Annotated in this window: 9 protein-coding genes and 2 tRNA genes; 1 reads left to right on the top strand and 10 read right to left on the bottom strand. The window is 37.4% G+C overall.

Going from position 1 to position 10,811, the window contains the following annotated elements; genetic code table 11:
• Positions 1 to 30: 30 nt before the first annotated feature.
• From BXY82_RS15510 to BXY82_RS15290, 9 genes are all read right to left on the bottom strand, one after another.
• Positions 31 to 174, bottom strand: coding sequence for a hypothetical protein (locus tag BXY82_RS15510; RefSeq protein ID WP_166643316.1), 144 nt, complete (start codon positions 172 to 174; stop codon positions 31 to 33).
• 435 nt (positions 175 to 609) lie between these two features.
• A tRNA-Val gene (locus tag BXY82_RS15255) sits at positions 610 to 684 on the bottom strand.
• Positions 685 to 726: 42 nt separating this feature from the next.
• Positions 727 to 801 (bottom strand) — tRNA-Val (locus BXY82_RS15260).
• A gap of 60 nt (positions 802 to 861) precedes the next feature.
• A complete protein-coding gene (locus BXY82_RS15265; protein WP_133759084.1) occupies positions 862 to 2,082 on the bottom strand; it encodes a bifunctional folylpolyglutamate synthase/dihydrofolate synthase in 1,221 nt (406 codons plus the stop codon).
• A complete protein-coding gene (locus tag BXY82_RS15270; protein WP_133759085.1) occupies positions 2,083 to 2,970 on the bottom strand; it encodes an energy transducer TonB in 888 nt (295 codons plus the stop codon).
• 31 nt (positions 2,971 to 3,001) lie between these two features.
• The gene (locus BXY82_RS15275; protein ID WP_133759086.1) at positions 3,002 to 3,394 is read right to left on the bottom strand and encodes an ExbD/TolR family protein; all 393 of its coding nucleotides are present in this window, start codon (positions 3,392 to 3,394) and stop codon (positions 3,002 to 3,004) included.
• Between the two features lie 117 nt (positions 3,395 to 3,511).
• The gene (locus BXY82_RS15280; protein ID WP_243835866.1) at positions 3,512 to 4,207 is read right to left on the bottom strand and encodes a MotA/TolQ/ExbB proton channel family protein; all 696 of its coding nucleotides are present in this window, start codon (positions 4,205 to 4,207) and stop codon (positions 3,512 to 3,514) included.
• 201 nt (positions 4,208 to 4,408) lie between these two features.
• Positions 4,409 to 5,635, bottom strand: coding sequence for a Glu/Leu/Phe/Val dehydrogenase dimerization domain-containing protein (locus BXY82_RS15285; protein ID WP_133759087.1), 1,227 nt, complete (start codon positions 5,633 to 5,635; stop codon positions 4,409 to 4,411).
• Positions 5,636 to 5,758: 123 nt separating this feature from the next.
• Complete coding sequence (locus tag BXY82_RS15290) at positions 5,759 to 6,823, bottom strand: anhydro-N-acetylmuramic acid kinase (RefSeq protein WP_133759088.1); 1,065 nt, start codon at positions 6,821 to 6,823, stop codon at positions 5,759 to 5,761.
• Between the two features lie 89 nt (positions 6,824 to 6,912).
• Between BXY82_RS15290 and BXY82_RS15295 the strand changes: the two genes are divergently transcribed.
• On the top strand, positions 6,913 to 8,055 hold the full coding sequence (locus tag BXY82_RS15295; RefSeq protein ID WP_133759089.1) for an acyl-CoA dehydrogenase: 1,143 nt from the start codon (positions 6,913 to 6,915) through the stop codon (positions 8,053 to 8,055).
• Between the two features lie 75 nt (positions 8,056 to 8,130).
• Here BXY82_RS15295 and BXY82_RS15300 read toward each other — a convergent pair whose 3' ends face one another.
• Entirely contained in the window at positions 8,131 to 10,575 is a 2,445-nt protein-coding gene (locus BXY82_RS15300; protein ID WP_133759090.1) for a helix-turn-helix domain-containing protein, read from the bottom strand.
• Between the last annotated feature and the right edge of the window lie 236 nt (positions 10,576 to 10,811).

Consider the following 10,811-nt stretch of genomic DNA (forward strand, 5'->3'; position numbering starts at 1 on the left):
AAGTGAGGATCTAAGGCATAATTCAGAGTTTTAAGACTTTGCTTTATTGATTATAGCTCTTAGTCTTTCCTTGCGCAGTGCTTCTTCTTCTTTTTTCTTATTACTTTTTCTCTTCAGAAGTTTCGTGTGTTTTGCCTTATTTTTAGTATTCTTCTGACCTTTAGGTTTTGGCATAACTTCTATTTATTACAATTATGTTTTGGGCAAAGTTACCACTGTTTTAATAAATCATTTTAATGGCTTATCAATTCCATTCACTCTGGTAATTGACCCACCATACATAAGAATATAAAACAGATGTATTACAGGTGAATTGTCTCTGCAATTTTTAGGTAAACACTTTCTAAAAATAGAAGCCTATAGATCAAAATTGAATTTTCAGCGCTCTTTTATTAAAATTGCTCAAGCCGAAATGGCTTGAAGTTTCCACATCCACATAAAAGGAGTAACGTCGTTGATCCAGATAAATACCGCTTCTGCAAATGTAATCCCAAAGTGCAAAAATGCACTTCTGTCTTTTTTGTTAGCAGAAATGCCAAGCCATTTCGGCTTGAGCATTTCTGCTAACAAAAAATCCCAATATCTAAGATATTGGGATTACGCTTGATGTGGTCCATACTGGATTCGAACCAGTGACTTCCACGTTGTCGACGTGACACTCTGAACCAACTGAGTTAATGGACCTAGCAGCTAAAAAAAAGTCCATACAAATTGTATGAACTTTAGTGGGCGATGAGGGGTTCGAACCCCCGACCCCCTCGGTGTAAACGAGGTGCTCTGAACCAGCTGAGCTAATCGCCCTATTACGGGATGCAAATATAAAGGAGTTTTTGATATTGCAAAAGCTTTTTTGAAAAAAAATTAAATTATTTCTGCAACAACAAATGTACTACCACCAACATAAATAACATCAGATTTTGCAGCGTGTTGTTTTGCAGCACTTAAAGCTTCTCTTACACTCCCAAAAGTCTCCCCACCAACCCCGTGAATTCTAAAAATTTCTTGTAGTTTCGAAGCCTCCATACCTCTAGGGATATCTGGCTTACAAAAATAATAGAACGCATTCTTAGGTAAAAGTGGTAAAATCGGAATAATATCTTTGTCATTGACCACGCCAAAAACCATATGAAGTTGGTCGGCGGGCTCCTCTAGTAATTGTGTCATGGCAAAACGCAAACCTTCCGAGTTATGCGCAGTATCACAAATAATTTTAGGCTCTTCTTGAAGTATTTGCCAACGCCCTTGCAACCCCGTGTTCTTTACTACATTTAGAAATCCCGTGGCCAGGGCTTCATTCGAAATTTTATAAGATCTCTGACGTAACACCTTAACTGTAGCCAATACTGTTGTCTTATTCTTCTCTTGATAATACCCCTTTAAATCGCTTATATATGTTTGAGGTAACTTCTGCTGATCAGCAAACAGTATCTCAGATTGAAGATCCTTGGCAAGAGTCTTAAAAACCATCTCGGTCTCCAATTGGGTTTCCCCTATGACAACTGGTACCTTGGCTTTAATAATACCCCCTTTTTCAAAAGCAATAGCCTCTAAAGTTGTTCCTAAAAACTGGGTATGGTCCAAACCAATATTCGTGATTACAGAAACTTCAGGTGTAATTATATTTGTAGAATCCAAGCGGCCTCCCATTCCAACCTCAATAATGGCGATATCGACCTTTTCTTTTGAAAAATAATCGAATGCCATTCCTACGGTCATCTCAAAGAATGACAATGAATGTGATTCGAAAAAACCCTTGTGTTTCTTAATAAAATCCACTACAAAATCTTCAGAAATTTCTTTCCCATTGATTTTGATGCGTTCTCTAAAGTCTTTTAGATGTGGCGATGTATAAAGTCCCACCTTATAGCCTGCCTCTTGCAATATGGACGCGAGCATATGGCTGGTTGAGCCTTTACCATTGGTGCCGGCTACGTGAATACTTTTAAAATTGAGTTGGGGGTTTTGGAGGTGTTTCGATAAACGCAGTGTATTGTCCAAGTTAGCTTTATACGCTGTTTTCCCTTGGTTTTGATACATTGGTAACTGTTGAAACATCCAGTTGACAGTATGTTGATAAGTCATTTATTGAGTTACGCTAAAATCGATTTTTACAAATCCTATTTGAGTAGGCGGGGCTTTTGAATCGGCCGGCCATTTATAGGTCATCGCCGTTTTTCTAGCGGCTTCATATAGACATAAATTACCTGTAGTTCCTTTTTTACCTGGAATTGCATTGACCACACGGCCGTCTCTATTCACATGAATTTCCACAACCACACGTCCTTCTTCATCGCAATCTGGTACAACTTTACCATTGGTTGGTCTACCCCTTCCGTTTAAGCCATAACCACTTCCGCTGCCACCACTTCCGGTACCAGGTTGTCCAAAATAACTTGGTGCGTATGGATCACCATCCAATTGTCCTTTATCTCCTGGTTTGCCGTCATTTCCTTCACCACCAGTTGTTTGACCATCAGATTTTTTAACACCACCAATTAAGGCATCCAGTTTCGCGCGTTTATCCGCTTCCTCTTGACGCTTTTTAGCTTCTGCTGCTTCTTTTGCTTTTTGGGCACGTTCAACTTCAGCTTTGGCCTTCGCTTCTGCTTGCGCTTTTGCATCTGCAGCTTCTTTTTGCTTTTTCATGGCAATAGCTTCCGCATTATCTGCGGTCATTACATTTTCTGCAGGCTGTTGTGATTTTGTAGGCTCAGTTTTTACCTCTTCTACTTTCGTTTCTTTTACAACCGGTTCACTGACCACTTCTTTTGGCTGAGATTTTACTGGTTTTAGAGGTTGTACATCGCCGCTACCAACATCCGTATTCCCAAAATTAACAGCAACACCGTATTCTAATGGTGGATCCATATAAGGAGGCCCAACCACAAATAATAGCAACAACAAAATGACCACAATAAGTGTGGTGATTTTTGCAGAATTGCGTTCATGTTTGGTCTCAAAATACTTCATGTGTGTGCTAGGGTGCTAAAATGGTTTTTTACTAATTAGGCTTTACGGCCAAAATCACTTTAAATTTATTTCTATTGGCAATATCCATCACTTTAACAACATTTTCAATGGATACTGATTTTTCAGCTCTCAAAACTATCGTTGGCTGCTCCTGATTTGCAAGTGCTTCTTTCAATTCGTACTCCAAAACAGATTCTCCTACAAGTTTTTGATCGATGTAATAATTTAGATCTTTCGTAATACTTACAGCTACTGATTTTTTGTTTTCCGTTTTTCCATCTGCTTTTGGCAACAGAATGTCTATAGCATTAGTGGTTACCAAAGTTGATGCCAACATGAAAAATATTAATAACAAAAAGACAATATCTGTCATTGACGACATGTTAAAGTCTGGTGTTACTTTATTTCTTCCTCTTATATTCATAGATACGAGATACTCAAAATTATTCTTATTCCTTAGTTTAGATAAATGCATCACGCATTCATATCAATCTTCACTATAAAACTCAAGTCGCAAGACTTAAGATTTTAAGTTGCCGATTTAGATTGGCTCGTTCAAGTGATCTAAAAACTCCAATGAGTTGGCCTCCATTTGATACACCACTTTATCAGTCTTAACAACCAAGTGATTGTAGGCCATATATGCTACAATACCAACAATTAATCCACCAACTGTAGTGGTCATTGCTGTATAAAGTCCATCAGCCAACAATTTAATATCAATTTGACCTCCTGAGTTAGCGATTTCAAAAATGGATAAAATCATCCCGATAACAGTTCCTAAGAATCCAATCATTGGCGCTACTCCAGAAATAGTAGCCAACACACTCACATTACGCTCCAATTCATAAACTTCCAAACGTCCTGCATTTTCGATGGCTGTATTAATATCTTCCAAAGGTTTCCCGATACGGCTGATTCCTTTATTGATCAATCGAGATACAGGCGTATTCACTTGTGCACATAATATTTGTGCAGAATCCGTTTTGCCATTAGACACATGATCCTTTATTTGATTCATAAAATTGGCATCGATTTTAGAGGCTGCCTTTATAGCGAATAATCTTTCGAAATAAATATAAATTGCAAATACTAACAATACGAATAAAAGGGCAATTATGACCATTCCGGCGGTACCACCACTTCCGATCAATTCAATAATTGATAAGGTTTTTTCTACTGATTCACCATCTGGAATTAGTTCTGCTCCCTCTTGAATTTCATTCTGTAACATCATATAGGTAATGATTAAAATTTTTGTAATTAGTGTTTAAACGTCTAAAATTTAACTTAAGTATAATTTAAAATTGTGTTCTGCAAACATAATGGTAATTGCTCGAGTTTAAAAGCTGAAAAGTGCTGATAATAAGATATTTTAATAACTTATTCCGCAACTATCATTTTTCTAACTTAAACAAATACAGCTTAAGCCGAAGCCTTATATCAGTTGGCTCAAAGCAATTTCAAAGGCAGTTTCGCTCACCCCTGTTTTACTTTGATTTTTACTATATACTCTTTTTATGGCTTGCTTAATTCGGTTTGATGTGTCATTAAAAATAGCATCATCCGTCATTTGCACTTTTTGTTCCATAAAATAAGCAAACACTCTTGCCATACCACAATTGGATATGAAATCAGGAATAAGGCTTATTTTATTGTCCGTATACTCCATTATCGGCCCAAAAAAGATTTCTTTATCTGCAAATGGCACATTAGCACCACACGAAATAACCTCTAGTCCAGAATCGACCATTTGATCAATCTGCGCTCTCGTAATTAAACGGGATGCAGCACATGGCAAGAAGATCTCTGCCTCTAAAGACCAAATTTTAGTGTTGATTTCATCAAAAGGAATGAGCGCATCACTAACAAGTGTATTCCCAGTTTTATTGAGATATAGTGTTTTTATTTCTTCAAATGTAAAGCCTTCCTCATTAATAAGACCACCTACAATATCAATAATGCCAACCACTTTAGCTCCCATTTGAGAAAGATAAAATGCTGCCGCAGCACCTACATTCCCAAATCCCTGTACGATGGCACGTTTCCCTTCAACGCCATCACCGTGAACATCATAAAAATGTTTGACGGCTTCTGCAACACCAAAACCTGTAATCATATCAGCTACAGTATATTTTCTGTTGACATCTGGAGAATATTTCGGATTTTCGATAACCTTAATGACACCATGGCGTAATTGCCCAATACGGTTAATTTTATCTGCCTGCGTAGGTTTAAAATGGCCTTCAAACACGCCTTCCTGAGGATGCCAAACGCCAGTTTCTTCGGTCATTGGAATAACCTCATGTATTTCATCAACATTCAAGTCGCCCCCTGTACCATAATAACTTTTAAGTAATGGTGAAACTGCTTTATACCAGCGCTCTAAAACGCCTTTTTTTCTTGGATCTTGAGGATCAAAATTGATTCCTGATTTAGCACCACCAATGGCTGGTCCTGAGACCGTGAATTTCACTTCCATGGTTTTGGCCAAGGACAATACTTCATTAAGATTAAGCCCTTTGCGCATACGTGTGCCACCACCGGCAGCTCCGCCTCGTAGTGAGTTGATGACGGTCCACCCTTCTGCTTCAGTTTCTGGATCTTTCCAATTAAATACTATTTCTGGTTCTTTGTCTTCGTACTTCTGAAGTAATTCTTTCATTTGGTATTGTTGGTTTAATTTGGTTATGTTAATCTCTAAGCTAAAACGTCGCTTCAAGAGTTTAAAATTTCCCTAGCAAATATAAAAAACAATGGTTCGGTTTGAATTAATTTTATAATAATATTATGGATTATATATTTTACCTGAGGAATGGTCTTTTATGGCTCCAGTAACACTGCTCAAGCAATTATTTTCATTCCGAAGTTTTAAAACGCCAAGAAAAGCGAATATGAGTGCTTCCTTATTTTCTATGATTGATTTGTCAGGAATTATAATCTTGTTTTGTGTGTGATGCGCTATTCGTTCCATCAAAAAAGTATTAAAAGCACCACCGCCTGTAGTGAGCACAGATGCTTGTTTTTGTTGATTGATTTCATTGGATATTTGAATAGCCACATGCTCTACAAAGGTGTGCAAGATATCTTTGATATCCAGATGATAAGCATCTATTAAAGGAAGAATTTCACTTTTCACCCATTCCAACCCTAATGATTTTGGATACGGACTTTTATAAAAGCCTAAAGCATTTAGAGCGTCTAATAACGGTTGATGTACTGCGCCAGAACGTGCGATTTTTCCACCTTCATCATAGGCTAAGCCTAACGTACTTACATAATGGTTGAGTACGATGTTTACAGGACAAATATCATACGCAATACGCTTGCCATTAACATGGGTAGAGATATTCGCGAATCCGCCAAGATTTAAACAAAAATTATATTGAGGAAAGAGTAATTCATCACCAATAGGTACCAACGGCGCCCCTTGTCCGCCTAATTCCACGTCTTCAACCCGAAAATCGCACACTACAGTTGCATTCAAAAGCGTTGCAAGTTTTGGCAGGTTTCCAACTTGATAGGTAAGTTTGTTTTCAGGTTGGTGTAGGGCAGTATGGCCATGAGAACAAATCGCATCCAACCCGTTGATGTTATGTTCTGTTATAAACTTTTGAATCACTTCACTTAAAAACACGGTATATTCTTCATCCAATTCTCTTAATTCATCCAGATTTAATTTTACCAAATCTTTCAACTTCGTAAGCCAATCTGAAGGATAACTATAAGTTTCTGACGCCTTAATTTCAAATTTCCATGCGCCATTTTTATCGAATATACAGTGGGCCACATCCACCCCATCCAAGGATGTACCTGACATTATTCCTAAAACGTTGTAGTGATTTTTGTCCATACCGTAAAAATAATCATTCAAATTGATAAAATACTAGTAAAACCCTATCTTTGTAGCCATTAATAAAACAAACAATACGCACATAACTTATGGATTTTACCCTTACAGAAGAACATAAATTAGTACGCGACGCTGCTCGCGATTTCGCCATCACTGAACTCCTTCCAGGTGTTATTGAACGTGACAATAAACAAACATTTCCACAAGAACTCGTCAAAAAAATGGGTGAGCTCGGTTTTTTGGGAATTATGGTTGATCCTAAATATGGCGGCAGCGGAATGGATGCTATTTCTTATGTGCTCATTATGGAGGAATTGTCTAAAATTGATGCGTCTGCTTCAGTAATTGTTTCTGTAAATAATTCGTTAGTGTGTTATGGTTTAGAGGCTTTTGGAAATGAAGATCAAAAACAAAAATACCTTACAAAACTTGCTACAGGTGAGTTTGTTGGTGCATTTTGTTTGAGTGAACCAGAAGCTGGTAGTGATGCAACTTCACAGAGAACTACTGCTGAAGATAAAGGAGATCATTACGTAATTAACGGTACAAAAAACTGGATCACTAACGGTGGTCGTGCTGATGTTTACTTGGTAATTGCTCAAACTGACAAGCATAAAGGCTCTCATGGCATTAATGCTTTTATTGTTGAAAGAGGAACTCCAGGATTTGATATAGGACCAAAAGAAGATAAATTAGGAATTAGAGGAAGTGATACGCATACGCTACAATTCAATGATGTTATAGTTCCTAAGGAAAACAGAATTGGTGAAGATGGCGCTGGATTTAGATTCGCGATGAAAACGCTATCTGGAGGGCGCATTGGTATTGCTGCTCAAGCATTAGGAATTGTTGCAGGCGCTTATGAATTAGCACTTAAATATTCTAAAGAACGTAAAGCTTTTGGAACGGAAATCTGCAACCATCAAGCTATTGCTTTTAAACTTGCCGATATGCATGTAGATATTGAAGCTGCACGCCATTTGGTGATGAAAGCTGCTTGGGATAAGGATCAAGGCAACAATTATGATGTTTCTAGCGCAATGGCAAAATTATATGCTTCTAAAGTAGCGATGGAACATACGGTTGAAGCTGTTCAAATTCACGGTGGAAATGGTTTTGTGAAGGAATATCATGTGGAGCGATTGATGCGTGATGCAAAAATCACCCAGATTTATGAAGGAACTTCTGAAATTCAAAAAATCGTTATTTCTCGAAATATTATTAAAGCTTAATTAATTTTAAATTCTATAGAAAATGGCGCAACTTGAGTTGCGCCTTTTTTATGCATTGTAATTTCTATTCTAGCGTTATTTTGTATTCAAGGTTTCCAACACCAATTTAATATCGTTGTAACTATATTTCTGATCCAACTTCGTTTTTAAATCTGTCAGGTTCTCATACGTTTGCTTTGGGATGAGTTGTCGCAATTCCTCATAATGCGTTTCTGAAATTAATGCAGTTACTTCTACTTCGCCTGTTGTTACAAATTTTGCTAAATGACCAAATATGGTAGTTTCGGCCAGTTCGCGTTCCTTCGCTATTTCTGATATCGACTTTCCGGCCTTAAATAATTCCAAGGATAATTTATGGGAATCACCCTTCTTTACTTTTTTTTTTGACGCAACTGGTTCTTGAAAATCTAATGAATCATCAGTTTCAATATTATTTTCGTCACAGTAGGCTCTTATCACTTCCAATATTCGGCTCCCGTATTTATCAACCCGCACCTTTCCAAATCCGTTGATTTCCAAAAGCTCCTTTTTATTGGTTGGAAGTACTTCACATATTTCATATAATGCTTTTTGCGTGAATATCTGGTAATGGATCAGATCATTTTCAGTAGCTATTTCATTACGCAATTCACGCAACAATTCAAAAAGTTCAATATTAACCGTGCCATCTACAACCGTCGTCTTGGTCTTTTTTGGTGCCTCTTTTTTCAAGAAAATAGATTTTGCCCTTAATGCAAGAAACTCATGAGTCGTAAATCCATCGTTAAAGCCATTAAAGTAAGAACGTTTAACAATTAACAATTCTTCAAGCGTGTCTAACTGTTTTTCAATTTCCTTTTCTATCGCTTTATTATCTGTGGTATAACTGAGCGCATTCAGTGCAGCTATAATTTTAATTTCTGTTTCAGATTTAAAATAGGCCTTAGCTTTCATAAAACGCTCCTGTAGAATCGTATTTTGCTCCGGTAATACATCGGTATCGGACAGTTGTTTCAACTGATTATTGAAGCTACTGCTCACCTTAAGTAAATTAGGGAGCACATCTTTGACAGTGATTAATGGCTCTTCCATGCGACCAGTGATACTACCTCTATTTTTATAGAACACATCCAATAGGCGATTAATAGGGAACAGAAACGGATAGAAATCAAACACCTCCTGAATGCCTTCCAATTGAAAAGTAGCTATTGCAGAATGCAGAATCGTTTCATTGGGTTGTTGTGCTTCAGCTGTTTTATTGAATGAGGTGACGTGCACATCATTAATAATTTGATTAGAATCGATTTTACTTTTAAGAACTAAACCTTCTAAAGATTTGCATCTACTTAAAGCCACATAAGTCTGGCCGTGGGCAAATGCCCCTTGTGCATCAATAATCGCCTTTTCAAAGGTTAACCCTTGACTTTTATGTATGGTAATAGCCCAAGCCAAACGCAACGGCATTTGGGTAAAAGAACCTATTTTATCTTCAGTAATGGCTTTTGTTTCTGGGTGAACGGTATACGTGATATTCTCCCAAACTTCGGGGGTCGTCACAATATTAAAATCGTCGTCAGGACAACTTACCACAACTTCATCTTTATCCAACAGAATTACCTTCCCTATTTTTCCATTGAAATATCGTTTTTCAGGTGAACTGTCATTTTTAATAAACATGACCTGCGCACCAACTTTAAGTTTTACTTCCTCACTATTTGGATAGGAGAACTCAGGGAATTTACCTTCAATTTTTGCCCTGTAAGTCCTTTCTTTGGATGATAGAGCTTCTAACTCTGCACTATTAGCACGTTCTGCGCGATTATTATGCGTCGTTAATTCGATATAGCCTTCTTTAGGATCAGGGCTAAAATCTTTAATGTAGCGCTTATTTAATTCTTCAGCAGCTTCAGCAGATAAGGTGTTCGTCCTAATTTCATTCAGAATTTGAATGAATTTTGGATTTTCCTGTCTGTAGATATGCCTAAGTTCAATAGTGATTGTATTCGCCTCCTGATACGCTCTACTACTAAAAAAGAAACCCGTTTGGTAGTATGATTTTAATAATTGCCATTCATTATCCTTAATCACTGGTGATAATTGTTGTAAATCGCCAATCATCAAAACCTGAACTCCACCAAACACTTTATCACGTGTTCTATAACGACGTAAGGTTTTATCGATAGCGTCCAAAACATCAGCACGCACCATACTGATCTCATCAATAACCAATAAGTCCATTGATTTGATGATGTCAATTTTAGTTTTACTGAATTTCTTGTTGAAACCTCCGGAATTACTGAGTTCAGCATCTGGAAGAATGGGACCAAATGGCAATTGAAAGAAGGAGTGAATAGTTACCCCTTTTGCGTTAATAGCGGCTACACCAGTTGGTGCCACCACAACCAAACGTTTTAAAGAATCTTTTTTTAGATTATGCAGGAAGGTTGTTTTACCAGTCCCCGCTTTTCCAGTCAAGAAAATACTTCGGTTGGTATTATTAACAAAATCCTTGGCTAATTCTAATTCTTTATTGGTATCCATGTCACGGTGTTCTAAACAGATTGGAATTTACGCAAATTCGATAAGATTGCGGCAGAGCGCATCCTTAAATTAAGGAAGAAAGTATCGTTATGATGATGAGCCATAGATCCGTTCAAACCGGTGGATTGAAAAGTATATAAACAAAAAAAATCCCCAACAAATAAATGTTGGGGATTCTCTAAAAAAGGCGATGTCCTACTCTCCCACGAGGTGCAGTACCATCGGCGCAAACGGGC

Source organism: Gelidibacter sediminis (assembly GCF_004364975.1).
GTDB classification, from domain to species: domain Bacteria; phylum Bacteroidota; class Bacteroidia; order Flavobacteriales; family Flavobacteriaceae; genus Gelidibacter; species Gelidibacter sediminis.